The sequence below is a fragment of the Plantactinospora endophytica genome (assembly GCF_016862915.1).
In the GTDB taxonomy this organism is placed as follows: domain Bacteria; phylum Actinomycetota; class Actinomycetes; order Mycobacteriales; family Micromonosporaceae; genus Plantactinospora; species Plantactinospora endophytica.
In genome coordinates this window covers 151,480-177,345 of the sequence record NZ_BONW01000019.1, presented here as the reverse complement: position 1 = coordinate 177,345, position 25,866 = coordinate 151,480, and the positions used below count along the sequence as shown (strand labels likewise).

Sequence of the window (25,866 nt, the reverse complement as noted above, 5' to 3'; positions counted from 1 at the left end):
GACGGTCAGTCGAAGGTGACCGACTGGCCGGGCGTGATCCGGGCGTACTCGGTCTCGGCCTTCTGCTCGAACCAGCGGTCGACGATCGGCGCCCCGCGCTCGCTCACGATCGCGTCGTGGATCGAGTACGCCCGCCGGGGCTTGACCGCCCGGACGAAGTCGAGCGCCTCGGAGATCTTCAGCCACGGTGCGCTGCTCGGCACCAGCAGGGTCGCCACCGGCAGGTCCGGCACGAAGAACGCGTCCCCGGGATGGTAGAGCCCACCACCGGCACCGCCGACGTCGACCACGAAACCGAGGTTCGGAATGCCGGGCAGCCCCTGGTAGATCTCGGCGTGGTCCCGGCCCACCGCCCGGACCGGGAAGCCGCCCGCCTCGAACTCGTCGCCGGAGGCGACCGGCACCACCGCCGGACCGAGATCCTTGAGCTTCGCCGCCACGTCGGCGTGTGCGTAGACGCGCAGCGCCGGGTTGCCGGCGACGGCCGCACTGACCCGCTCGACGTCCAGGTGGTCGGGATGCTCGTGGGTGACCAACACGTGGTCGACCGAGTCCAGCGCCTCGGCCTCGGTCCACGTGCCCGGATCGATCACCAGCGACCGCCCGTCCGCCTCCAGCCGTACGCAGGAGTGGGTGTACTTGATCATCCGCATTAGACGAGCCTATCCCGGTTTGTCCGACCCCACTCCCGTTACGCCGCCGTTGGCCCGCTCCTGCGCCCGCTCCCCGTCACGCCGCCGTGAGCCTGCTGCGCGGGCCGGCCCGGAGCACCCCGGACGGCAACTCCCGGCCGACGAGCTGCTCCGCGTACGCCGCCGCCTCCAGTAGGGCGTCCAGGTCGATGCCGGTCTCGACGCCCATGTCGTGCAGCATGTGCACCACCTCCTCGGTGGCCACGTTCCCGCTCGCCCCCGGGGCGTACGGGCAGCCGCCGAGCCCGCCCACACTGGCGTCGTACTCCGTGACGCCGAGTTCGAGCGCGGTCAGCAGGTTCGCCAGCGCGGTACCCCGGGTGTTGTGGAAGTGCAGCAGCACCGGGATGTCGGGCTGCCGGTTCCGCACCGTGGCGACCAGCTCGCGGACCCGGCGTGGGGTCGCCATCCCGGTGGTGTCACCGAAGGCGACCCGATCGGCACCGTCGGCCACCACTCGGTCGACGATGCCGGCCACCCGGCCCGGATCGACGTCCCCCTCGTACGGGCAGCCGAAGCTGGTCGCCACGATCACCTCGGCGGTCGCCCCCGCCTCGTGCAGCAGGGAGATCAGCCCGGCGATGTCGTCCAGCGACTCGGCGGTGGACCGGTTGACGTTGCGCCGGTTGTGGGTGTCGCTGGCCGAGACGACGACCTCGATCTCGGTGAAGCCGGCGGCCAGGGCCCGCTGGGCACCCTTCGAGTTCGGCACCAGCGCCGAATAGTGCACCTGCGGCGCCTTCGTCGCCCGGCGCCACACCTCGTCGGCGTCGGCCATCTGCGGGATCGCCCTCGGGTGCACGAAGGAGACCGCCTCGATCCGGCGTACGCCGGTGGTGGCGAGCAGGTCGAGCAGGCGTACCTTGCCGTCGGCGGGTACCGGGTCCTCGTTCTGTAGCCCGTCGCGCGGTCCGACCTCCCGGATCGAGACCGCACCCGGCAGGTCGGCGCTCATCGCGAGACCCCGTCCCGGCCGGTCACTTCTTCGCCCGCATCCGGCCGACGATGCCGGTGTCGTAGTCGCCGCCGAGGAACTCCGCGTTGTCGAACAGCTCGGCGAAGAACGACAGGTTGCACTTCGGGCCGGCGATCTCGAACCCGGCCACGGCGGTCCGGGCCCGCTCGACCGCCTCGGCCCGGTCCGCGCCGAAGACGATCAGTTTCGCCATCAACGAGTCGTAGAACGGCGTCACGGTGGTGCCGAGGGCGTACCCGGAATCCACCCGGACCCCCTCGCCGGCCGGCTCGGTCCACGCGGTCACCGCACCCGGGCCCGGCATGAACCGCTTCGGGTCCTCGGCGTTGACCCGCAGCTCGATCGCGTGCCCGCGCGGCGCGAGCGCGTCCGGGTCGAAGTTCGGGGCCAGCCCGGCCGCCACCCGCAACTGCTCCTCGACCAGGTCGACGCCGTAGACCAGCTCGGTCACCGGGTGCTCGACCTGGAGCCGGGTGTTCATCTCCAGGAAGAAGAACTCCCCGGTCGTCGGGTCGAGCAGGCACTCCACCGTGCCCGCGTTGCGGTAGTTCACCGCCTCGCCGGCCCGGACGGCGGCGGCCAGCAGCCGCTCCCGCAACTCGGCCGATACGGCCGGCGACGGCGACTCCTCGACCAGCTTCTGGTTGCGCCGCTGCACCGAGCACTCCCGCTCGCCGAGCGCCACCACCCGGCCGTCGGCCAGGCCCAGGATCTGCACCTCGACGTGCCGCACCCGGGGGAAGTACCGCTCGATCAGCACCGAGCCGTCGCCGAACATCCGCTCCGCGAAGGCGCGCACCTTGTCGTACTCGGTGCGCAGGCTGGCCTCGTCGGCGGCGACCGCCATGCCCATCCCGCCGCCACCGGCGGCGGCCTTGACCATCACCGGGAAGCCGATCTCCTCGGCGGCGGCCAGCGCCGCGTCGACGTCGGCGGCCGGGTCGGTGGTGCCGGGCGCGACCGGCACGCCGGCCTCGGCCATCAGGTTCCGAGCGTTGATCTTGTCGCCCATCGCGGTGATCGCGTCGGCGCCGGGCCCGACCCAGAGCAGGCCGTTCGCCTCGACGGTACGGGCGAAGTCGGCGTTCTCCGACAGGAAGCCGTAGCCGGGGTGGATCGCCTGCGCGCCCGTCGACTTGGCGGCGGCGAGGATCGCCTCGGTGTTCCGGTAGCTCTGTGCCGGATTCGCCGGCCCGACGCAGACCGCTTCGTCGGCCTCGCGGACGAACGGCAGGTCGGCGTCCGCCTCGGAGTAGACCGCGATCGTCCGTACCCCGAGTCGCCGGGCGGTACGGATGATCCGGCGAGCGATCTCGCCACGGTTCGCGACGAGCAGGGACTCGATCATGTTGATGCTCTACCTCTCAGTACTCGATCCGGCCGTTCCTCGACACCCGATCCGGCCGTCGCGCGACCTCGGTCGGTCGCCGAACGGCCCGGTGCGGGGCGGACCTGGTTCACTCGTCGGGCGGACCTGGTTCACTCGTCGGGCGGTCCGGATCAGTCGTCCGGATCGGCCAGCAGCGCAGCCAGGGTAGCGGCCCGGAGCAGGGCCGCCCGGCGCTGGCGGTCCACCTCGCCGCCGAGGAACGGCGTGGAGTTCATCAGACCGAACGCGGCATGCGCCAACACCCGCGCCTCGCCCGCCGACAGTTTCGGGTGCAGCGCGGTCAGCACCCCCACCCACTCCTCGACGTAGAGCCGCTGGAGCCGGCGGATCTGCCGGCGGGGCTCCTCCGGCAGCCGATCCAACTCGTGCAGGTGCAGCGCGATGACCGCCGGGTTGGCCAGCGCGAAATCGACGTGGAAGTCGATCAGGGACTCCAGCGCGGCCCGGAAGTTGTCCGGATGCTCCGCCACCCGCTGCCGCCCGCCGGCCAGCAGCCCGTCGCTCACCGGCATCAGCGCGGCGACGAGCATCGCCTCCTTGCCGGCGAAGTGGTGGTACAGGGCCGGACCGGTCACCCCGGCGGCCGACCCGATGTCGTCCATCGAGACCCCGTGATAGCCACGGGCCGCGAAGAGGCCGACCGCGATCTCCAGGATCTCCTCGCGCCGGGACCGGCGTCGCCGTACGCCGCTGGCGGGCGCGCCGGCCTCCGTCGCCATCACCTGCTCCTCCACCGTCACCCGACCAGCCTAGTCAGATATCAATCGGTGGTCCCGGTGCAGTGTCGGCCGCCACTGAACCCGTTACCCACCCCGTCAGTCGCCCAGTTAGCTCGGCCGGCCTGTCTGACCGGTTACTCGGTGTCGACGTCCTGCCCCGCCGGCTGCCCGGTTGTGCTGGTCCATTCGGTGCTGCTGGCCTGCCCGGTGCCGCTGGCCTACTCGGTGTCGGCGTCGAGGTCGTATCTGGCGCGGAGGGCGTCGGCCTCGGCCGTACGGCCGAGCGCGGCGAGCGCGGCGGTGAGCAGCCAGGCCGCCCGGCGTACCGCGTCGGAGTGCTCGGGCAGGCTGCCCAGGGTGGCCCGGAGCAGCGGTTCGGCCTCGGCCGGCCGGTCCAGCCGGAGCAGTACCTCCCCGGTGAGCAGGTCCAGGAAGAGGGCCTCGCCGAACGCCTGGATCGACCGCAGCGCGGCGGCGGCGCCGTGCAGCCGGGTCAGCGCCTCGTCGGGCCGGTCCGCGCCGAGCAGCGCCCGGGCCGCCGCGTCGGCCAGCATCGCCCGCTCCCAGCGCACCGCCGCCTCGACCTCGGAATCCTCGGAATCATCCGCGACCGGCGCAGCGGACCCGCCGGGCAGGGCCGACGCCACCCGGTCGGCGACGTCCAGCGCGGCCAGCGCCGCCGCCGGATCACCCGCCCAGTGCTGGGCGGAGACCTGCCGGCGCCGGACCCGCAACTCGTCGAGGGGCAGCCCGGCGAGCTGGAACGCGGTCGCGGCGGCGGCGAACCGTTGCGCCGCGAGATTGTCCCGGTCCTGGGCGTAGAGCAGGTCGCCGGCCTCCTCCAGTACGCCGGCCCGGGCGGGCAGGTTGTCCGGCCCGTCGAGGTTGTCGGCAAGCTCGTCCAGCAGGGCCAGGGCCGGACCGTCCTCGCCGAGCGACCGGTAGACCATGGCGAGCAGGTGCCGGCACTGGTCCGCGTCGGCCTGCCGGCCGAGCCGGTCCAGCTCGCCGACCGCCTCCTCCGCCGCCTCGGCCGCCTCCACCGCCCGATCCGCCCGCCGGTAGGCGTCGGCCAGCTCCCAACGCAGGTAGGCGGCGCCGTCCACGATGCCGCGCTCGACACAGAGCGCGACCGCCTCCACCAGGTCGTCGACCGCCTCGGCGGGGCGGCCGGCGGCGACCAGGGCCCGCGCCCGACCGGTCCGGGCCGGCAGCGCCAGCTTGTCGGTGGCGAGCCGCACCGCCTCGTCGTACGCCGTCACCGCCCGCTCCGGGTCGTCGACCGAGTTGGCGTACCCGAGGCTGGCGACCGCCCGGTGCTCGGGCAGCCCGAGTGCGTCGTAGAGGTCCCGGGCCCGCAGTGCCGCCGCGCCGACCTCGGCGGGCCGGTCCAGCAGCTCCAGTACCCGCACCCTGGTCAGCGCGACCCGGGCCACCAGGTACGGGTCGTCGGCGCCGGACGCCTCGGTCGCCGCCCGGTCCACCGCCAGCAGTGCCTCGTCGCCCCGCCCCTGCTCGGCCAGGGCGATGGCCAGCCTGTCCTGTGCGGCGGCCCGATGCCACGGCTCACCGTGTGCGGTCAGGTAGCCGGCGGACTCCTCCACCAGCGGCAGTCCCTCGCCCGGCTCGCCGGACATCACCAGCAGTACGCCCAGCCGGCCGGCCACCACCTGTGCGCGGAGCGGGTCCGGGACCTGCCGGTGCAGCGCCAGCGCCTCCCGGTTCGCCGCCACCGCCGCAGCGAGGTCGCCGGCCACCTGCTGCTCGACGGCCCGGAACTCGGCCCGCCGGGCGACGGCGGTCGGCTCCTGCTCCTGCCCGGCGAAGCGTTCGTCGAAGACCGCCAGCGCCGCGAACAGGTCGTCGTCGCGCTCGGTACGCCAGGCCGACTCGGCCAGGTCGAGCACCTGCTCCGGCGTCGCGTCCGCCGGCACGTCGAACCCGCTCCCCGGCAGGTCACTACCGTGCCCACCGATCCTCGACCCGCCCGACACCGTCGAGCCGGTCGATCCCGACTGCGATCCGGGCGATCCCGACCCGGGGCTGGCCGGTCCCGGCTCGGTCGAACCAGCCGATCCGGACTCCGTCGGGCCGGTCGGTCCCGGCTCGGTCGTCCTCGTCTGCGCCGAGGTCGGCGCACCCGGTGTCGCCGCAGCCCGCGTCGCTGCGGTTCGGGGCGCGGACGGGCCGGCGGTGGCGGCCGGGGACGGGCGGCGGCGTGCGGTTGCGGACAGCGGCAGGTACTCGCCGATCGGCCGCTGAGCGAGCAGCTCCGCCACGAAACTCGACTGCGCTGCCGAGCCGTTGCGGGCGTCGAACCGCTCGGCCAGCTCTCGGGCCGTACCGGTCAGCTCGTCCGCCAACGCCAGCACCGGTACCTCCTGCGCCGGCCGGTCCCCGAACGCACGCCGCCGTACGGTCAGCTCGCCGTGACCCTCCTCGGCCAGCCGGCACAGCAGCAGCGCGGCACTGGCCGAGAAGACCATCGCGTCGGCCGGTGACGGTGCCTCGTCCAACCAGCCCAGGTGCCGTTCGAGCAGCTCCAGCCCGCGCGCCTCGTTGCCGGTCAGCGCGCAGAACACCAGATGGTCACCGACGGCCGGCATGTTCGCGATGTTGGTGCGGTGCTGGCGGTACGCCCGCAGGTGCGCGTCCCGCGCCTGCTCCCGCCGGCCGGTGTGCAGGTACGGCAGGAGCAGCGCGGTCAGCACGCACTGGGGCTGCTCGACACAGCCCAACCGGCCGGCGAGCACCGGCTCGGCCAACGCCACCGCCTCCTCGTACCGGCCCAGCGAGGCGAGATATTCGATCTGGTCCGTCGGGTCGCATCCGGCGCAGTCGGAGAACTGGTCCCGGGGCGTGGTGGTCCACCGGCGGTACCACTCGGCGGCCTCCTCGGCCGCACCGACGTGTACGGCCACCTGGTGCCGGTATTTGTATACCGCCTGGAGGCTGTGCCCGCCGTCCCGGTACCGCCGCTCCATGTCGTCGAGCACGGCCCTGGTCCGGTCCAGCGGGATCTCCGGAAATTCGAGCAGGCCGCTGACCATGTGCTTGAAGTACCAGAGCAGGTTGTGCAGGTGCCGCTGGTGGAACGGCCTCGGGTTGCGGTCGAACTCGGCCAGGCACCAGGAGAAGGTGACGAACGACCGGGCCGGCTCGCCGCCGTAGTAGTAGGCGGCGGTGGCGAGCATCCGGGTCGCGAACGCGAGCTGCTCGTCCCCACTGGCGTCGGCCTGCCGGAGCAACTGCTCGGCGGCGGCGACCTGACCGCTGCCGTACGGCATCTCGGCGACCCGGTCGAGTGCCCGCCAGAGATCCTCGTGCGCACCGCTCATGTCACTCCTGTCCTGGTACGGCCCGACCGAGCAGGCCGAGGAACGAGCTGTTCAGCAGGGCGGCGTCGGCGGGCCGGATCGGGTGGTAGCCGAGCAGCAGCGCCTGGCCGTACAGGGCCTCGACGGCGAGCCCGACCAGTGCCGGGTCGCCGAGCGCGCTGACCCGGCGGACCAGCGGATTCCGATGGTTGAGCACCAGTTGCGGGCGCTCGGGCGGACCCGAGGCGGCCAACGCGTCGAGTACTCCGGCCCAGGTCTCGTCGGCCCGCTCCCGGGTCGACCGGAGCTGCTCCTCGAAGGCCGCCGACCGGCTCACCAGATAGAGCGCCGGAAGCGACGCCGGGGCGTACGCCCGGAGCACCACCTCGCAGCCGAGCCGGTCCAGGGCCCGCTGGGCGGCCACCACGAACGGCCGCAACGCCAGCTCCACACCCGGATCGAGGGTGTCGAACCGGGTGGTCAGGTCGCTCGGCTCCAGCCGCTCGACCAGCACCGACCGGTCCACCGTCGGCAACCGCTCGATGATCTCGGTGTCGTACGTGTAACCGGCGTTGACCACCGCCAGGTCCTGCGCCGCCGCCACCCCGGCGAGCTGGCGGAACTCGTCGATGCTGGCCGCGTAGCGGACGAGGCCGTGCCGCTCCCGGAACTCGGCCAGCGTGGTCTGCCCGGTGTTGGTCTCCATCGGCCACCAGCGCTCGACCAGCCGAAGCATCTCGTCGTCGTGCAGGGCCAGCGCCTTCACCCCGAGGTGGTGCACCTGGAGGAACTCGGCGAGCCGGCGCGGCGCGCTGCCGGCCAGCCGGACCAGCCAGCCCCGGAGCTGGTCGCCGAGCGCCTCCCGGGTCGCCTCCAGCAGGCTGTCCTCGTAGAGCGCCTCCCGGCTGGCGGTCGGGCGCAGCTCGGTGGAGTCGACGACGCAGCGGGCGAAGAACGCCCAGTCCGGCAACAGTCCCTCGGCGCCCTCGGTGAGCAGCATCCGCTTCAGGTAGACCCGGTGACCGGCCCGGCCCGCCGGGTTGACCGGGGTCGGCAGCACGAACGCCGCACCGGTCAGCCCCGCCTCCGGCACCGACAGCGGTACGACGTCGAACGGGGTGAAGCCGAGCACCTCGCGGGCGTACCGGACGAGGTTGTCCCGGCGGGCGGACGGTGACGTCCCGGCGGGGACCGACCACGGCGGCGGCCCGGTGGTCGTCTCGACCTCGCCGACCAGCACCCGGATCGGCAGCAGCGACCCGAAGAGCCGGGCCAGCTCGGTCACCGTCGGGCGGGTCAGCCACTGGTCGGCGTCCCGGCGCGGAACCAGCGTGACAGTGGTGCCCGGCTCGACGCGCTGCGCGTCGGCGGCGGCCGGCTCGACCCGGTAGCGGCCGTCGGCGAAGCCGGTCCAGAGCACGGTCGGCTCGTCGCCGTGCCGGGTGCAGACCCGCACCTCGTCGGCGACCAGGAAGCAGGAGAGCAGGCCGATGCCGAACTGGCCGAGGAACTCGTGCCGGGCGAAGCCCAGCTCGTCCCGCTTGGAACTGCGGCCGATGGTGGCGAGCAACTCGTGCACCTGGGCCTCGGTCAGGCCGATCCCGGTGTCGTACACGCGCAGGCTGCCGTCCCCGGTCAGCTCGGGCGGCTCGATCCGGACCACGGCCGGGGCGCCCGGGTCGGTGGCCCGGCGCGCGGTGATGGCGTCCACCGCGTTCTGCAACAGCTCCCGGACGTAGACCCGGGGACTGCCGTAGAGATGGTGGCTGAGCAGGTCGACCACGCCACGGAGGTCGACCTGGAAGGTGCGGTCCACGTCCTGTCACTCCCCGGTCCGGTGCCGGCGCTCACCGTACCGGGTCGGGGCTACGCTTGGCATTCCTCCGCACCGCCCGAGCGATCCGGCGGGCTTCGATGCCGGCCTCGCGGAGCGACCCGCCGAGAGAGATCCGGTAACCCGCGAAGAAAAGGCCCGGCGCGGACGCCACGCCGCCGTGGACCCTCGGCACCCCCCGCTCGTCGAGGACGTCCAGGTGGCCGACCATCTTCTCCAGGCCCCGGCGGTAACCGGTCGCGGCGATGACGACCTCGGGCGTGACCACCGACCCGTCGGCCAACCGCACCTCGGCACCGTCGAAGCCCGCGACCGCGGCCACGGGTTCGACCCGGCGGGACAGCACCGCGTCGATGAGGCCGGCATCCTGGACCGGCGCCGTGCGGTCGCGCAGCAGGCGCGTGTAGAGGCCGATCTGCGGCCGTGGCAGGCCGTACTCGCCAAGGTCGGGCACCGTACGCGAGGCCACCCGTGCGGAGAGTTTGTCCACAATGGCCGGTGGCAGGCGACGCAGCAGGATCCCGCTGCCCTGACTCGGCCAGCCCGCCACGTCCCGCCGGACGATGTGCGGTGGCGTCCGGACCGCGAGACGGACCCGACCGGCGCCACCCTCGACGAGGTCGACCGCGATCTCCGCCCCGGTGTTGCCGGTCCCGACGACCAGCACGTCGCGGCCGGCGTACGGGGTCGGGTTGCGGTAGTCCTTCGCGTGCAGCAGCTCGCCGGTGAACGTCTCCCGGCCCTGCCACGGCGGGACGTACGGGGTGTGGTTGTAACCGGTGGCGATGACGACCGTTCCGGCCGGCAGTTCGTCGCCACCGACGGTACTCAGCGTCCACCGCGTACCGGCCGGGTCGGTGTCCTGCCCGAGGTCGACCCGACACACCTCGGTACCGGTGCGCAGGTCGAGGTCGTGGTGGGCCGCGTACTGCTCCAGATAGCGGACGAGGTCGTCCCGCGCGACCCAACGGCCGCTACTGCGTGGGATGGCCAGGCCGGGCTGGCCCGACCACCGGCGGATCGTGTGCAGGCGCAACCGGTCGTAGTGGGAACGCCAACTCGTCCCGACCGCGTCTCCGCGTTCGAGGACCGTGGCCGGCACTCCGCGCCGGCCCAGTACCGCCGCCACGGCGAGCCCGCCGGGGCCGGCGCCGATCACGTACACCGGTCCAGTGCGACGCGGTCGAACGACACCCACTGGCCAACCTCGCGTCTCTCGCCGCCCCGGGGCGGCGGGGACCCGCAGCCTGGGGTTGTCGGATCCCGGCCCGTGCCGGACCGGCCTGCCGTCGACTCCGGCGGCGCCACCGTATCGGGTGTCGGGGCGGCGTCGCACGCCGTTCTGCTCGGCTGTGTATGTACGACTCCGCTCGGCTGGTTTGTTCGACGCGCGGACGGCTCGGGTCGTACGGCTTGACTCTCAGCCTGGTCGAGCCAGCACGGTACGCCGATGAGCCACCCACCGGCGTACGGCCGCTTCTGGTCACTGTGGACCGCAGTCGTGATCTCCCGGCTCGGTGACGCGCTGCGTACCCCCGCGCTGGCCCTGCTCGCCGCGGCACTGAGCCGGGACCCGCGTGCCGTCGCGGCGGTGGTGGTCGCCGGGCAGCTCCCGCCGCTGCTGTTCGGCCTGGTCGGCGGCGTCTACGCCGACCGGTGGGACCGGCGGCGGACCATGGCCACGGTGGACGGGCTGCGCGCCGTCCTGGTCGCCGGTTTCGCACTGCTGGTCGCCACCGGCGACACCGGGATCGTCGCGCTCGTCGGCTGCGCGTTCCTGCTCGCCAGCCTCGGTGTCGTGTTCGACGCGGCGGCCTTCGCGGTACTGCCCGGCATCGTGCCCGCCGAGCGGCTGGCGGTGGCGAACGGCCGCCTCCAGGCAGGTGCGGCGGTGGCCGGCGGGTTCGTCGGCGCCCCACTGGCCGGGGTGCTCTTCGTGCTGGCGGCGGCCCTGCCGTTCGCCGTCGACGCGGCGACGTTCGCCGTCGCCGCGCTGCTCGCACTGACCCTGAAACCGGCGACCCGGCTTCCACCGGAGGCTGTCCAAGCTCACCGGAGCCTCGCTCGTCCCTCCGCCCCGGCTCCGTTCTCCACCACTGCTGGTAAACCTGCCGACCGTCAGGCGGCGGGTGACCGACCGCGCCGCGTCGGGCGGGCGATCGGTGTCGGGCTGGGCTGGATCTGGCGGGACCGGACGCTGCGCCTGATCACCGTGCTGAGCATGGTCACCAACCTGGCCACCAGCGGCCTGATCGCGATCATCGTGCTCTACGCGCTGGAGGTGCTGGCGGTACCCGCCGCCGGCTACGGCCTGTTCATGTCGGCGGCGGTGCTCGGCGCGCTGGTCGGTGGACTCTGCGCCGGCCGGATCGCCACGCGACTCGGCACGCTGCCCGGACTGCGTTGGGTACTGGTCGCCGAGACCCTGGCGGTCGCCGGACTGGCGGTGGCCAGGCATCCGGTCCCGGGTGCCGTCGCCCTCGCCGTTTTCTCCGCCGGCACTGCGGTCTGGAACGCGCTGTGGTCGGCGTACGGGCAGCGGAACGTCCCCGCCGAACTGCTCGGCCGGGTCGGCAGCGCCCAACGTACGGTCGGACTGGCCGCCGCCCCGGTCGGCGCGGTCGGCGCCGGCCTGCTCGGCTCCACCACCGGCCTACCCTCGGTGCTGTACGCCGCCACCGCCATCTTCGCCCTGGCCACTGTCGCCTCGTGGCCCTCTCTTGCGAGCCGGGCAACCCGTTAGCTCCACTTCCACAACTGCCACGGACTTCCGACATCGATTTCGCGGCATATGCAGAGTCACGGCAAATCGTCCACCGCATCCAGCCGTCTCGATAGAGTTTCCTGACTGGTACCTCAGAACGTTCACCACAGCTCAACCCGCGCAGTTGGCAACTCCGGCACCAATCGGGCCGGACCCTTCCGTGAGGATGATCTATGGCGACGCTTCGCAACGAATGCGAGGACATCCTCGATCGGTTGCCCACATCCGCGCTCGCCCGAACGGCAACCGAATTGCAGGCGACCAGCCAACGGTTGGCGACCGTCCTGCACGGCACCGATCACGACAGTGCCCGCGACGCGATCCGCGAGGTGGACGCGGCGGTGGCCGCACTCGTCGAGGCGGTTCAACGACTGCACCGCTCCACGTCGGTCGGTCGCCGGTTCGCGGAGTCGCTGTGATCGGGGCGATCACGAGCGAACTACGTCGCGCGCTGGCCACGCTACCTGTCAAGGCCCTGCTCGGCCTCCGGCAGGAGATCCAGACCAGCTACCTCCGCTGGCACCGGACCACGAGAGGGTCGGCGAGACAGGAGCCACTCGACGCACTGACCGAGATGCGCCTGGCCCGCAGGCTGGTCGACGAGGCGATCCAGCGACTACGAGCAGCGGGCGAGGGCATCGAGACGTACGCGAGCCGGATCGACGGTGCACCCGCACAGCCGCCGGCCGCGCAACCGGATCACAGCAGCGCGAGCGGTTCGTCGCATTCGCAGGCCGGCCCTCCGGACTTCGACCCTGTCCCCTACCTGCCACCGGCCGCACCGCCGCGTACCCGAGGTGGCACCTACACCAAGACCCGGGGCAACTACGTGCGCGGGAATCGGGTCGAGGAGTTGGTGAGCGGCGAGCACGACCACTATTCGGCACAGGTGAACCAGCACGCCCGTCGGCTCGGGCTCGTTGAGTTACAGACAGCCGGCGACGTGGAGTTGCGGTTTGCCATGCGGATGCGCGAGGAAAAGATGGGCTCGGCGACGATCCTGCTCAACCGAGCACCCTGCAAAGGACGGCTCGGCTGCGACAGCCTGCTGAGTCGATTCCTGCCACCACGCGCGACGTTGACCGTCTACTGGCCCGATCCGGAGACGACCTATCGGCACAAGACCTACCGGGGAGGTGAGTAGGGGATGACGGGCAAAGTGACCGCGTACTACCTACACGAGCACGGCGACGGCCCGGTCGTGGTCCGGACTCCTGGCGAGATGGACCGGCTGATCGACGACCTGTTGACGCAGCCCTTCGACAACAGCGTCTGCACAATGTATTCCTCGGCCCGCCCCGATCGACCGAACGGCTTCCCTGACCACGAGTTCGCGGTGGCCGTCAACCTGGAGGACGCCGTCGGCGGCCTCTGGTTCACCGGCGACGGCGCGAGCTGGTACACCCTGGGCGGCCCGAGCAGGCACGACCAGGTCTTCTACTACTACATGGAGAGCGAGCGGGATTTTCCGCACGACTCAGAGATCCCACTAGACCTGGTTCGGCAGGCCGCTCAGGAGTTCCTGGTCACCGGCGGGCAGCGTCCCACCTGCGTCTCGTGGCAACGGATGCCGCCGTCCGACCTCGCGTAACACTCCGCGCCGCTCGTCGGCGGCGGCATGGTCGGTACGGGTGGGTCAGCGGGTGGCGACGCCCCGGACGAACGACCGCCACGCCTGCGGCGCGAAGGTGAGCGCGGGCCCGTGCGGGTCCTTACTGTCCCGCACCCCGACGACCTCCGGCAGGTTGTCCGCCACCTCCACGCAGTTGCCGCTGGCTCCGTTGCTGCGGGTGCTCTTGCGCCAGACCGCTCCGGTCAGATCCATCTCTCCGCCACTTCCAATATCAACTTGGAGGACTGCTGATGCGGCAGCGCCTCACTGTGGACAGACTCCCACGCCTTGCCCATCGACACTACGTCCGCCGGCTCCTGCACCACCACCCCCTTCAGATGGTTGTCGAGGAAGGCGGCATTTTCACCGCCGGGCAGGGTGGCGACGACGAATGATCCGGCCAGCCCGGCATAGGCGCCGACCGAGTTGGCCACGACCTGCAACCGGACGTGCGGCATCTCGGCTACCACCTTCGCCAGGTGCAACAACTGCTCGCGCATCACTGTCGGGCCGCCGACCGGCCGGTGCAGCAGCCCTTCGTCCAGCACGGCGATCAGTTGCGGCGGCTTCTCAGAGCTGAGCAATGCCTGCCGCTCCATCCGGGCGGTGACCCGAGTCGTGATCTCCTCTGCGCTCAGCACACCCATGCTGGTGAAGATCGCTCGGGCGTACGCCTCGGTCTGTAGGAGGCCCGGGATGAGGGCGTACTCGTACCAGCGGAGGGTTTCGGCCTTCCGCTCGATCTCGATCCACTCCCGAAGCCAGCTCGGCTCGCTGTCCAGGCTGAGCTTGATCAGCATCCGCTCGAAGAGCCCGCCCGTCGCCAACGCACGGTCGGCGCCCTGGACAAACTCCCGGGTCAGCGCGCGAGTGCCGTTCTCCACCGCGCTCACGTGCGACGCGGAGAAGTTGGCGACCCGGCCGAAGGCGTCCTGGGTCTGGTTGGCGACCACCCGGGCCCGCCGGATCTCATCGGCGATAAACGCGATCATGGATTGCTGAAGCGCCGTCAACATCTCAGTCCTCCTCAAACAATAGATCAACTATTCAGTGCTACTCAATGCAGCCCAGGACGGATCGCCGAAGTGCCGGTTAATCGCAACGGTAATCGACGTCTAACGAATTTAGGGGATAGCCGTCCAGAGTGGAAGGCAGCGGGACCGCTCGGGGTCGGAATAGGACGGGCGAAACCGAGCGGGGTCGTTCCGTCCGGTACCGGAACGACCCCGCATCCAATTCCCAGCGGAAGAACGGGAAGAAAGGATGATCATGTCCAGACGCCATCGCCTACCCATTCGGCATTACCGCGCCTGGTACTTCCTCTGGATCTTCTGTTCCTGCGGGCGCCGCTGGCGCTGCCCGCGTTCCCTCGCGACACCGCGCCGGCCCGGGCCGCCACCGGCCGACCTGCCCACCACCGACCCCCGCCAACTCGCCGCCCGGATCATCGACTGGCTCCCCCGCACAGCTAGCTGAAAACCACCCCACAACCCCGGACCACCAAGATTCTTGGAGAGTTGAGGCGAGCTGCTAACCCCAAGTCACCAAGAATCTTGGAAACCACCCCAGCGAGGCGGGGTGGAGGGGGCGGTGGGGTGGAACCGGCGGCGGGCGTCATGCCTCTACCGGGCATGATGACGACGAGGCGTGACGTGTTGCGGCTGACCGGCGCGCTGCTGGCCGGGACCGCCGGGATCGGGGCGGTCGCGGCCAGCACCGGCTGCCAGTTCCGATCCGGGGACGGGGACAGCAACGGGGACAGGGACGGCGACCGGGCCGACCAGGAGGCCGCCCGCCGCAGGCTGGCTGCGGGTGAGGCGCTGGTGGTGGAGTTGGCCGATGGCAAGCTGGCGGTGGTCGAGGCGGCGTCCGGGCGGATGCTGATCCAGCCCGCCCCGGCGGTGATCAGCGGCGACGGGCGCCGGCTGGTCCGGGTCGAGCGCCCGGACGGGGGTACCCGGGTGACCAGTCACCAACTGCCGGACGGCGCGGCGGTCAGCGCCGGAACGCTGACCGGTGCGCTCACCGTCCGGACCACCTCGGCCGACGGTGGCCTGGTGGCGCTCGCCGACGACGCCGGCCCGGGGCACACGCCGTACCGGCCGGGGCCACGGGAGCGGACCACGATCGTCGTCGCCGACGGGGCAGGTCAGCGTCGCCGGCTGGAGTTGCCCGGCAACCTCGAACCGGAGGCGTTCGACACGACCAACCAGGCACTCTTCGTCCTCGACTACCTGCCGCCGACCGCACCGGACCGATACCGGGTGCGGGTGGTCGACCTCGCCTCCGGTCGGGTGGAACCGCTGCTGACCCGGGTCAAGGCGGTGGTGCCGGCGGGTGCCGAGGAGGAGATGCGCGGCGAGGGTCGGCAGGCCGTGTACCACCCGCACCGCAACCGGCTGTTCACGCTCTACACGCACCAGCCGGACCACGTGCACACCCGGGACCGGATCGCCGCGACGGCGAATCCGGACGGGGCCCGCGACGACGCCCCGCACGTGCACGCCTTCGTACACACCCTCGACCTGACCGAACGCTGGGCGTTCTGCGTCGACCTGCCGGCGCCGTTCGGCGAGCGGCCGGCCAGCGGGCACACGATCGCGTTGAGCCCGGACGGCAGCCGGCTTTACGTGGCGGACACCGGCACCGGCACACTGGCCATGATCGACCCCGAGGGGCTGACCGTGATGAACACCTTCCGGTTCGACGTGCCGGGCGGCAGTGCCGGGTCGAACGCCACGGCACCGGCCGCCGCGAGCTTCGACGGCGCCGGGATGCTGCTGGTCGGGGCCGGACGCGAGGTGGTCGGGATGGCGGTCACCGCAGGCGGGGGCACGGATCCACGTTGGTCCACCCCGGCCGAGGTACGCGGCCTCGCCGCCCCGCCCGACCGCACCCGGCTGTACGTCGGCCAGCCCGACGCCGTACTCCGGGTCGACCCCGGCACCGGGACGGTACGGAACCGTATCGACGTACCCGGGTTGGTGTCCCTGCGTCGGGTCGTCGCCGCCGGCTAGACCAGCTCAGGACGGCGGGGCGAGACCGCCCGGCTGGTCGCCCTTGACCACGGGCGCCCGGACCAGGTTGCCCCACTCGGTCCACGAGCCGTCGTAGTTGCGCACGCGCGGGTAGCCGAGCAGGTGCCGCAGTACGAACCAGGTGTGGCTGGAGCGCTCGCCGATCCGGCAGTACGCGATCACGTCGTCGTCCGGCGACAACCCGAGCTGGTCGGCGTAGATCGCCCGCAGCTCGTCCGGGCCCTTGAACGTGCCGTCGTCGTTCGCCGCCGACTTCCACGGCTTGCTCAACGCGCCCGGGATGTGCCCGCCGCGCAACGCGCCCTCCTGCGGGTACTCCGGCATGTGCGTCAGCTCGCCGGTGTACTCCTTCGGGGAGCGGACGTCGACCAGCGGCCGGGCCGCCGCGATGTGCGCCAGCACCTGGTCCCGGTACGCCCGGATCGGCGCGTCGTCCCGCTGCGGCGTCGGATAGTCCGCCGCCGGCCGCTCGGTCTTCTCCCGGGTGAGTTCCCGACCCTCGGCGACCCACTTCTGCCGGCCGCCGTCGAGCAGCCGCACGTCGCGGTGGCCGAAGAGGGTGAAGACCCAGAGCGCGTACGCCGCCCACCAGTTGAAGTTGTCGCCGTAGAAGACGATCGTGTCGTTCCGGCCGATCCCCTTCGCCGCACAGAGTTTCGCGAACGACCCGGCGTCGAGGTAGTCCCGGGTCACCTGGTCGTTCAGCTCCAGGTGCCAGTCGACCTTGACCGCGCCCGGGATGTGCCCGGTCTCGTAGAGCAGCACGTCCTCGTCCGACTCGATCACCACCAGGCCCTGCTGACCCAGGTGCTCGGCCAGCCACTCCGTGGTGACCAGACGCTGCGGGTCGGCGTAGCCCTGGAGGCTCGGTGCGGGATCGCTCGGCATCGGCATGATCCCCACCGTACGCCGGGCGCCTGCTGGAGGAGGCCGGCTCTCCTCGGTTAGCGTCGTCACATGACCGAGCCGGCCCGGACAGGCGTACGACACGAGGGTCGGACCTTCCGACGCGAGGACTGGTACGGCGACGAGTTCGTCGAGCAGGAGTACGTCGACTGCGAGTTCTTCGACGTCGACCTGACCGAGGCGACGCTGGAACGGGTCAGCTTCACCAACTGCGTCTTCGGCAACGTCCGGTTCAACGCCTCCCGGCACGTCGACGCGGCGTACCTGCGCTGCACCTTCACCCGCTGCAACTTCTTCGAGGCGGAGTTCACCGGCTGCAAGCTGGTCGGCAGTACGTTCACCGACTCGGCGGTCCGGCCGCTGACCGTACTCGGCGGGGACTGGTCGTTCGTCAGTCTCTCCGGCGCCGACCTACGTGGCGTCACCGTGCAGGGGGTACGGATGCGCGAGGCGGACCTGACCGGCGCGAACTGCACCGACGCGATCGTGACCAACGTCGACCTGTCCGGTGCGCAACTGCGCGCGGCCAGGTTCGTCCGTACCGACCTGCGCGGCAGCGACCTCAGCACGCTCGACCCGACCACGGTCGAGCGTTCCGGCGCGATCGTCGACGCCACCCAGACGATCGTGCTCGCCCAGGCCCTCGGCTTCCAGGTCGGCTGAGGCTTCCGGGCCGGCTGAAACGGTGGCCCGTCACCCGTTCGAGTGGCGGGCCACCGCGCGAAGCTCAGTCGAGTACGCCGAATACGTGGTAGCCGACGTCCGTGACCGTTCCGGCCGCCGTCCTGCCATACACCGAAATCATGTACCAGCCGCCGGACGGCGGGGACAGCGTCACCGATGCGGCGCCGTCGGCACCAGCGTCGACGCTTACCTCGGGTCCGCCGTCGAACCGGTAGACGTACTGACTGATTTCCGGCACCCGGGAGGTGAAGACGAACACCCCGGGCACGCCCGGGCCTCCGCTGTAGGTGTTGCCGGGATAGGTCTCCGAGGCGATCGCCGGAGCGGTGCTGACCATGAAGCGGACCTCGACGGTCGGCGACCATTCGCCGCTCTCCGTCCGTGCCCGCATCGACAGCACGTTCTGGCCACCCCGGTCCGGGGTGATGGAGACCTCAGCCGTGCTGCCGTCGCTGACCGGCACCACCTGCTCGGCACCGCCGTTGAGCCGGTAGTGATATTCGACCGTGTCGCCGATGTCGGTGCTGAACCGGAACAACCCCGGCTCACCGATGCCGCCCCGGGGGTCGGACTCCCAGTAGAAGAGCGACTCGATCCTCGGCTTCGGATCCCGGACGGAGAAGGAGTATTCACGTGCATCGGTGGGGGTGCCGTCCGCAGTCCGGCCCACCACCGTCAACCTCCTCCAGCCGGGCCGGCTCGGGGTCCAGGTGATCGAGGCGGTGCCGTCGACCGCGGCGTCCACCGTCCTGCCCTCCGCCTCGTCGTCGAACCGGTAGTAGTAGCTGACGACTCCGCGCGACTGCGAGGTGAAGGTGAAAGCACCTGGTACGCCGGGCAGGCCGCTGTTCGTGTCGCTCGGATAGGTGCCGGAGTGCACCAGGGGTGCACTGTTGACCAGGAAGGTGAAGACCCGCTCGGGCGAGAGAGTGCCGTCACTGGCCCGACTGCGTGCGGTGAGCGTGTACCTGCCGCCGTACTCCGGGGTGTACTCCACGATGACCGGGGTGTACGGCTCGGGGGCCGGAACCGTCTGTTCCGGCTCGTCGTTGAACCGGTAGATGTACGCGGTCACGTCGGGTGCCTCGGAGTTGAACCCGAAGCGGCCAGGCTGGCCGGGACCGCCGTTCGGATAGTCGCCGGACCAGTACGGGTCGCCCCAGACGGTCGGCACCAGATCCCGCACCGTGAAGAAGTGGGACCGCTCCTGCGACTCGCGGCCGTTGGCGCTGACGCTCGCCACCCGCAGCTCGTACCATCCCGGCTCGTCCGGGGCCCAGGTCAGTGTCGCCGTGCCGTCGGCCCCGGCGTCGACGGTGCCCGACTGCCCGTTGATGTAGTACCGGTACCGCACCACGTCGGGCATCCGAGGGGTGAACGTGAAGGCACCCGCCACGCCCTGACCACCCCCGAACCCGTTTTCCGGGTAGACCTCGCTGGCAATGGTCGGCGCGCTGTCCAGCCAGAAGGTCTGTTCGGCGCTGGCCTCCAGACCACCGGTGGTCCGGCTGGTGACCGTCAGCGTGCGGTGGCCACCCCAGGATGCGGTGATCAGGACCTCGGCGGTGCCGTCCGGGCCGGCCGGTGCGGTCTGCACCGGATCTCCGTCGAGGTGGTAGCGGTACTCCACCACCCCGGGCATCCGGCTCTCGAACCTGAACGGCGTGGGTTCGCCGATCTCGCGGAAATATCCCGTCAGCCTCGGCCGCACATCGCGGACCCCGAACTCGTAGCTGGTCGCCGCGGAGGTGTTGCCGGCCTGGTCGACGCTGCGCACGAGCAGCCGGTTCCGGCCGCTGTTCTGCGGAGTGACGCTGATCGTGGCGGTGCCGCCCGGAGCGTCCGCCGCGACGTAGGTCGTCGCGGTCTCCAGCCCGTAGTAAAAGCCCTGCACCTCCGGCACGCCGTTCGCGCCCAGGGTGAAGTTGCCAGGAATGCCGGTGCCGTCGTGGGATGCGCCGTCGTTCGGGTAGTCGGTCGAGGCCACCGTCGGGGCTCGGGCCGGCCCCTCAAGATCCTTCCGGAAATAGCAGGTCTGGCTCCAGTCGCCGTTGAGGGCGCCGTCGGAACCACGAACCGCCCACGCGTACGTCCGGTCGTGCCCGAACTGATCGGCCGGAAACTCCGCCCACACCGAACCGTCGCCGGTGCTGCTCGTCCGTTCGACCCGGGCCGTCGGGTCATCGACGGGCCAGACCGCGAACGTCGCGCCGAGCCGGTCGGTGTTGCCCTGTTCTTCCTCGTCCGGATCCGTGACCTCGGCCGAAAGCCGGACTGGCCCCTGGGGCAACCAGGGATACGGTTCCGCGGTTACGCAGGGTCCGCGCCAGCTGATGGCAAGGTTGGTCGGCCGGTCGGGCGGACGGTTGAACGTGATGCTCATCCCGACGTCGTTGCGATAGTGGTAGGCCTGCGCGGGGTCGCCCTCCAACTCGGCGGGCAGTCGTAGCGCCAAGGTCAGCGTGGAACGCCCATCCACGATGGCCTGCTGCAACCCGTCGGCGACGTCCCAGTTGATATGTGGCCACGGGCAGGGGAGTTGACCGGGGCGGACGAAGGTGTCGAGCTTAGCCAGCTCGCGCGGCGGGTTCTTCCAGCTCGACCGGCCGGTGATCTCTTCGGTTCGCCACAGCTCGAGGGTCGGGCGCTGCGCACAGTCGGCCACCGACGCTTCCTCCGTGGTCAGCACGGCGGAGTCGATGACGGCATTCCGATAGCGGGAGATGTCGAAGGTGAAGTAGGCACGGCTGGTGTGCTTGCGTCCCCGCTCGTCAAGCCAGGACCCGACCGGGGCGTTGTCGGAGCCGTCCACATAGATCTTGCTGGGCCGGTGGGCATCGGTGTACGCCCAACTGGTCCGCTCGTCCCAGCGGACAACGGTCGCCGCGGCCGGTTGCCCGGTAACCGCGACCAGGCCGGCACCGAGCACGACCGCAAGGGTTCCAGCGACGAGCCGGCTGCGGGTTCTTCGTCTGTCGTCCGGGCTGGACCTCGAACGCATACCCTTCCTCACCTCCACAGAATCGTCCCGCCGAGGTGCGGGAGGGACGATGATCGTATCGGCGCTGATACAACTGTGCTAAGCGATTTTGCCGGGCCGGGCATATCCGAATCAGCCGCCCGACCTGGGAAGATACGGGCACAACCAGTCCCTAGTGGACGTCAGACGCGACAGCCCTCGCTATCACTCTCTAATGGACGGATCACCGATCACGGCAGCCGTTTCGACCGGCGGCGGGCGGTCATCCGGTAAACGGAAACTGCTCCTCCATCGGTGCCAGCGCGGGGCGCTTGGCGGTGATCGTGTCGCCGGACGAGCGGCCAGTGAGCCGGCGCTTGATCCAGGGCGCGAAGTGCTGCCCGACCCACCGCAGGTCCGCGCCCCGGGCCGCCAGCCAGGGCGTCGGGGCGGGCCGGGGCGGCACCACCAGCCACCCCTCGTCGGGTACGACGTCGAGGGCGGCCAGCACCCGGGCGGCGACCCGACGGTGCCCGGCCGCCGACAGGTGCAACCGGTCGGGGCTCCACAGCGCCGGGTTGAGAAAGACGTCGTCGGCGAAGAGGTCGACCAGCTTCGCCCCGTGCCGCTCCGCCGTCTCGCCGACCGCCCGGTTGAGCAGTGCCACCCGGGGGGCGACGAGCCGCTGGCCGGGCAGCCGGGACATCACGTCGGCGAACCGGAACAGCAGCACGTCCGCACCGCTGGCCCGGAGTTCGGCGACCACCTGGTCGAACCGTTCGACCAGGGCGGCCGGGTCGAAGTTGCGGCGCAGTACGTCGTTGCCGCCGGCCGCGAAGCTGACCAGGTCGGGACGCATCCGGAGGGCGGCCGGTACCTGCTCGGCCACGACGTTGCCGAAGAGCCGGCCCCGGATGGCCAGGTTGGCGTACCCGAAGTCGGGTCCGGCCTCGGCGGCCAGCGTCGCGGCCACCAGGTCGGCCCAGCCCCGGAAGCTGCCGTCCGGGTACGGGTCGTCGAGTCCCTCGGTGAAGCTGTCGCCCACCGCCACGAAGTTGCGCCAGCGCATGTCGCGCCTCCCCTGCACTACTCCCCAGTTCCACCACCGGCCGACGGCGGACTCCCACCGGCCGGGGCCAGTCTGTCAGCCGGACCCCGGCCCGGACACGCCCGTCGGCCGAAGGTGACCGGGACCGCAGACCGGTACCCGTGCCGCCCGGCATCGCAGGCCGCGACCGTGCCGACCGGGACCGTACCGATCGGGCCGCAGGTCGGGACCGTGCCGCCCGTCGATGCGACACCCCCGCCCGCCGGACCCGACAATTCGGCTGCTCCGCTCCGGTGCCGGGTCTAGGCTGCCCGGATGCTGCTACGGATGTCCACGCTGTTTCTGCGTACGCTGCGCGAGGACCCGGCCGACGCGGAGGTGCCGAGCCATCGGCTGCTGGTCCGGGCCGGCTACGTCCGTCGCGCCGCCCCGGGCGGCTACACCTGGCTCCCGCTGGGCCGGCTGGTACTGGACCGGGTCACGGAGGTGGTCCGGGAGGAGATGGTGGCGATCGGCGGCCAGGAGGTGCTCTTCCCGGCCCTGCTGCCCCGGGAGCCGTACGAGACGACGGGCCGGTGGACCGAGTACGGCGACGACATCTTCACCCTGAAGGATCGGCGGGGCGCCGACTACCTGCTCGGTCCCACCCACGAGGAGATGGCCGCGCTGCTGGTCCGGGACACCTTCACCTCGTACCGGGACTTCCCGGTCTCGATCTTCCAGGTGCAGACGAAGTACCGGGACGAGGCGCGGCCCAGGGCCGGGCTGCTGCGCGGGCGGGAGTTCCTGATGAAGGACTCCTACTCGTTCGACCTGGACCGGGCCGGGCTGGCGGCGGCGTACGACCGGCACCGGGCGGCGTACCAGCGGATCTTCGACCGGCTCGGGCTGGAGTACACCATCGTCGCGGCGACGTCCGGCGCGATGGGCGGGTCGGCCTCGGAGGAGTTCCTCGCCGCGACCCCGGTCGGCGAGGACAGCTTCGTCGGCTGTACCGCCTGCGACTACGCCGCCAACACCGAGGCGGTGACCACCCCGCCGGCACCGGCCGGCGACCCGCACGCCCGTCCGGCGACCCAGGTGCACGACACCCCGGAGACGCCGACCATCGAGTCCCTGGTCGCGCTCGCCAAGGCCCGCCGGCTCGCCGGCCGAACCGACTGGACGGCCGGCGACACCCTGAAGAACGTCGTCGTCGAGCTGCGCCGGCCCGGGTCGGACGAGCCGGAGCTGCTGGTTCTCGGCATCCCAGGGGACCGCGAGGTCGACCTGAAGCGGCTCGCGGCGGTGCTGAGCCCGGCGACCGTGACGATGTTCGACGGCTTCGCCGACCGACCCGAGCTGGTACGCGGCTACATCGGCCCGCAACTGCTGGCCAAGCTCGGCATCCGCTATCTGGTCGATCCCCGGGTGGCGCCCGGCACCGCCTGGCTGACCGGCGCCAACGAGCCGGGCCGGCACGCGACCGACGTGGTCTGTGGCCGGGACTTCACCCCGGACGGGACGATCGAGGCGGCCGAGGTGCGGGCCGGTGACCGGTGTCCGGCCTGCCGGCCGGGGGTGCTGACGATCCGCCGGGGCATCGAGATCGGGCACGTGTTCCAGCTCGGCCGGCGCTACACCGACGCGTTCCGGGTCGACGTGCTCGGCCGGGACGGCAAGCCGGTCCGGCTGACCATGGGCTGCTACGGCATCGGCGTGTCCCGGGCGGTGGCGGCGATCGCCGAACAGCACCACGACGAGCGGGGACTGGTCTGGCCGGCGGCGGTGGCGCCGTGCGACGTACACCTGGTGGCGGCCGGCAAGGGGCCGCAGGCGGAGGCGGCGCTGGAACTCGGCGGGCAGCTCGCCGGGCGCGGGCTGCGGGTGCTGGTCGACGACCGGACGCACGTCTCGGCCGGGGTGAAGTTCGCCGACGCCGAGCTGATCGGCATCCCGCGCGCCGTCGTGGTCGGCCGCCGCTGGACCGACGGGTACGTCGAACTGCGCGACCGCGCCACCGGTGAGCGCACCGAACTGCCGGTACCCGACCTGCTCGACCGGCTCGGCACGGCACCCCGGCCGTAGCGCCGGCTGCCGGTCAACGGGCCGGTCGGCGGGTGTACTCGATCTGGTAGTCCTCGGTGTACTCGGTCCAGGTGTCCCCGTCGCAGATGTACGTGGACGGATCCGGGGCGGCGTCCAGCGGGTCGCTGCCCCGGCTGCGGCCGTTCTGGGTGAACCGGCTCGTCCCGCTCGCCTTCAGCGCGGAGTAGACGATCGTCCGGTCGACGGTACGGATACGTCCGGAGATGGTGCCGGTGACGGCCTGCTGCCACCGGTCCCCGTCGACCCGGGCGGTCCGCGCGGCGCTCCGGTCGTAGTTGTGCACGAAGTTGCCGTCCGGCCGGATGGTCTTCACCGTGCCGCCCGAGCTGCGGAAGGTCGCCGGGAACTGGTCGATGTAGTTGGTGATCGAGTAGCTGGTCGACACCCAGACGCCGACCAGGCAGGGGTCCACGGCCGGCTTCGGGGTCGGAGTCGGAGTCGGAGAAGGCGTCGGCGTCGGCGTCGGAGCACCGCTCACCACCGGCGTCACCCCGTTCGTCTTCCGGTCGACGCGATCCGGTGGCGGCGACTCCCGGCCGGTCAGCCAGAACGCGGTGGCCGCGACGACCACCGCCACGGCGGCGGCACCGACCCAGCGGCGGTGCCGGTCGAGGAGCCGCGCCAACGGCCGGGCCGGGCTGCGGGCCGGCGGCTGCCGGTCGAGCGCGGGCCGGTCGACAGGCGCCCGGCCGTCGGCGTCCGGCCCACCGCTCGGCCCGGCCGTTGGCCCATCGCTCGGCCCGGCCGTTGGCCCATCGGTCGGCCTACCCGTCAGCACGCCTTCGGCGACGGCGAGCGCACCCTCGGCGACGGCGAGTTCCGGCTGTTCGATTCCGGTCGGTACCACCCCGAGCGTCTGGTGCAGCAGGGTCTGTACCAGCGGCATCCGGCTCGCACCGCCGACCAGGAAGACCGCGAGCAGCGGCCCGTCCGCGCCGACGCCGGCCGACAGGTCCCGGCATACCGCGACGGTACGCTCCAGCACCGGCCGGGCGAGCGCGTCGAGCCGTTCCCGGCCGAGCGGCAGTTCGTCGTCGAAGAGCGGAACGTGCACCACCGTCGTGGCGGTACGCGACAGCACCTCCTTGGCGGTGCGTACGTTCTCCCAGAGCTGACGGCGGGCCCGCTGGTCGGCCCGCCCGGTCGGCTGGCCCAGCCGGCGCCAGAGGTCCGGGTCGCGGGCCGCGAGGGTCTCGCCGAGGTGCTCGACGATGGCCGCGTCGATGTCCAGCCCACCGGCGTCGTCAAGCCCGGTGGAGGCGAGCAGTTCGACGCCCTCGGGTGTACGGCGTACCGCCGAGGCGTCGAAGGTGCCGGCCCCGAGGTCGTACACGAGGACGTGCCCGGGGCCGGTGAGCGGAAACCGGGAGAGGTAGTGGTACGCCGCCGCGACCGGTTCGGCGACCAGGTGCACGGTGCCGAACACGGACCGACCCGCCGCCGCCAGCCGGCTCCGCCGGGCCGTGGCCCAGGACGCGGGACAGGTCAGCACGGCGGTGTCGACGTGGGCACCGGTCACGCTGTCCGCCTCGGCCGAGACGTGCCGGAGCATCGCCGCGACGACCGTCTCCAGCGTCAACTCCCGGCCGTCCAGCAGCAGGCTGTCCTCGTCGATGTGCCGCTTCGGGAACGGCTCCAGTCCGGCCGGGTTGCCCGTTCCGGCGTGCCAGGCGTCCCGGCCGACGGCCAGCCGGCCGTCCACGGCCGCGTAGACGGCGGACGGCAGCAGGGGCGATCCGTCGAACAGCAGCGGTCGCGGCTCCCGGCCGGGGATCGACAGCATCGCGACCGTGTTCGACGTACCGAAATCGATGCTGATCCGCGTCGTCTCCATCGGCG

Annotated in this window: 20 protein-coding genes; 7 read left to right on the top strand and 13 right to left on the bottom strand. The window is 71.8% G+C overall.

What is annotated here, in order from left to right; genetic code table 11:
- Positions 1-5: 5 nt before the first annotated feature.
- The 7 genes from Pen02_RS20155 to Pen02_RS20125 form a co-directional block, all read right to left on the bottom strand.
- On the bottom strand, positions 6-653 hold the full coding sequence (locus Pen02_RS20155; RefSeq protein ID WP_203867635.1) for an MBL fold metallo-hydrolase: 648 nt from the start codon (positions 651-653) through the stop codon (positions 6-8).
- 76 nt (positions 654-729) lie between these two features.
- On the bottom strand, positions 730-1,635 hold the full coding sequence (locus Pen02_RS20150; RefSeq protein ID WP_203867759.1) for a hydroxymethylglutaryl-CoA lyase: 906 nt from the start codon (positions 1,633-1,635) through the stop codon (positions 730-732).
- 34 nt (positions 1,636-1,669) lie between these two features.
- A complete protein-coding gene (locus tag Pen02_RS20145) occupies positions 1,670-3,016 on the bottom strand; it encodes an acetyl-CoA carboxylase biotin carboxylase subunit (protein ID WP_203867634.1) in 1,347 nt (448 codons plus the stop codon).
- Positions 3,017-3,168: 152 nt separating this feature from the next.
- On the bottom strand, positions 3,169-3,777 hold the full coding sequence (locus Pen02_RS20140) for a TetR/AcrR family transcriptional regulator (RefSeq protein ID WP_203867758.1): 609 nt from the start codon (positions 3,775-3,777) through the stop codon (positions 3,169-3,171).
- 218 nt (positions 3,778-3,995) lie between these two features.
- Positions 3,996-7,115 carry a hypothetical protein gene (locus tag Pen02_RS20135; RefSeq protein WP_203867633.1) on the bottom strand — a complete coding sequence of 1,040 codons (3,120 nt, stop codon included), beginning with the start codon at positions 7,113-7,115 and terminating at the stop codon, positions 3,996-3,998.
- 1 nt (position 7,116) lies between these two features.
- Positions 7,117-8,910 (bottom strand): HSP90 family protein, encoded by a 1,794-nt coding sequence (locus tag Pen02_RS20130; RefSeq protein WP_203867632.1) that lies wholly within the window; start codon positions 8,908-8,910, stop codon positions 7,117-7,119.
- Between the two features lie 31 nt (positions 8,911-8,941).
- A complete protein-coding gene (locus Pen02_RS20125; protein WP_239140996.1) occupies positions 8,942-10,093 on the bottom strand; it encodes a flavin-containing monooxygenase in 1,152 nt (383 codons plus the stop codon).
- Between the two features lie 285 nt (positions 10,094-10,378).
- On the opposite strand from Pen02_RS20125, the gene Pen02_RS20120 reads away from it, so the two are divergent.
- From Pen02_RS20120 to Pen02_RS20105, 4 genes are all read left to right on the top strand, one after another.
- Positions 10,379-11,671 carry an MFS transporter gene (locus Pen02_RS20120; RefSeq protein ID WP_203867631.1) on the top strand — a complete coding sequence of 431 codons (1,293 nt, stop codon included), beginning with the start codon at positions 10,379-10,381 and terminating at the stop codon, positions 11,669-11,671.
- Positions 11,672-11,865: 194 nt separating this feature from the next.
- Positions 11,866-12,111, top strand: a complete 246-nt coding sequence (locus Pen02_RS20115; protein WP_203867630.1) for a hypothetical protein — start codon at positions 11,866-11,868, stop codon at positions 12,109-12,111.
- Positions 12,108-12,836: a DddA-like double-stranded DNA deaminase toxin gene (locus Pen02_RS20110; RefSeq protein ID WP_203867629.1), complete on the top strand. Its 729-nt coding sequence runs from the start codon at positions 12,108-12,110 to the stop codon at positions 12,834-12,836. Before Pen02_RS20115 ends, Pen02_RS20110 begins: the two co-directional genes overlap by 4 nt.
- A gap of 3 nt (positions 12,837-12,839) precedes the next feature.
- Positions 12,840-13,283, top strand: a complete 444-nt coding sequence (locus Pen02_RS20105; protein ID WP_203867628.1) for an Imm1 family immunity protein — start codon at positions 12,840-12,842, stop codon at positions 13,281-13,283.
- Between the two features lie 45 nt (positions 13,284-13,328).
- On the opposite strand, the gene Pen02_RS20100 is transcribed toward Pen02_RS20105, so the two are convergent.
- Both Pen02_RS20100 and Pen02_RS20095 read right to left on the bottom strand, forming a co-directional pair.
- Entirely contained in the window at positions 13,329-13,517 is a 189-nt protein-coding gene (locus tag Pen02_RS20100; protein ID WP_203867627.1) for a DUF397 domain-containing protein, read from the bottom strand.
- On the bottom strand, positions 13,508-14,320 hold the full coding sequence (locus tag Pen02_RS20095) for a helix-turn-helix domain-containing protein (RefSeq protein ID WP_239140995.1): 813 nt from the start codon (positions 14,318-14,320) through the stop codon (positions 13,508-13,510). The genes Pen02_RS20100 and Pen02_RS20095 overlap by 10 nt, the downstream gene beginning before the upstream one ends.
- 636 nt (positions 14,321-14,956) lie before the next feature.
- Here Pen02_RS20095 and Pen02_RS20090 point away from each other — a divergent pair.
- Positions 14,957-16,321, top strand: coding sequence for a YncE family protein (locus tag Pen02_RS20090; RefSeq protein ID WP_203867626.1), 1,365 nt, complete (start codon positions 14,957-14,959; stop codon positions 16,319-16,321).
- A 6-nt stretch (positions 16,322-16,327) separates the two neighbouring features.
- Here Pen02_RS20090 and Pen02_RS20085 read toward each other — a convergent pair whose 3' ends face one another.
- Complete coding sequence (locus tag Pen02_RS20085) at positions 16,328-17,236, bottom strand: sulfurtransferase (RefSeq protein ID WP_203867625.1); 909 nt, start codon at positions 17,234-17,236, stop codon at positions 16,328-16,330.
- A gap of 63 nt (positions 17,237-17,299) precedes the next feature.
- On the opposite strand from Pen02_RS20085, the gene Pen02_RS20080 reads away from it, so the two are divergent.
- Positions 17,300-17,911, top strand: coding sequence for a pentapeptide repeat-containing protein (locus Pen02_RS20080; protein ID WP_203867624.1), 612 nt, complete (start codon positions 17,300-17,302; stop codon positions 17,909-17,911).
- A gap of 64 nt (positions 17,912-17,975) precedes the next feature.
- On the opposite strand, the gene Pen02_RS20075 is transcribed toward Pen02_RS20080, so the two are convergent.
- Entirely contained in the window at positions 17,976-20,861 is a 2,886-nt protein-coding gene (locus Pen02_RS20075) for an RHS repeat domain-containing protein (protein WP_203867623.1), read from the bottom strand.
- A 313-nt stretch (positions 20,862-21,174) separates the two neighbouring features.
- Complete coding sequence (locus Pen02_RS20070; RefSeq protein WP_203867622.1) at positions 21,175-21,960, bottom strand: SGNH/GDSL hydrolase family protein; 786 nt, start codon at positions 21,958-21,960, stop codon at positions 21,175-21,177.
- A gap of 294 nt (positions 21,961-22,254) precedes the next feature.
- Between Pen02_RS20070 and Pen02_RS20065 the strand changes: the two genes are divergently transcribed.
- The gene (locus Pen02_RS20065; RefSeq protein WP_203867621.1) at positions 22,255-24,006 is read left to right on the top strand and encodes a proline--tRNA ligase; all 1,752 of its coding nucleotides are present in this window, start codon (positions 22,255-22,257) and stop codon (positions 24,004-24,006) included.
- 13 nt (positions 24,007-24,019) lie between these two features.
- Here Pen02_RS20065 and Pen02_RS20060 read toward each other — a convergent pair whose 3' ends face one another.
- Positions 24,020-25,861: an Hsp70 family protein gene (locus tag Pen02_RS20060; protein ID WP_203867620.1), complete on the bottom strand. Its 1,842-nt coding sequence runs from the start codon at positions 25,859-25,861 to the stop codon at positions 24,020-24,022.
- Between the last annotated feature and the right edge of the window lie 5 nt (positions 25,862-25,866).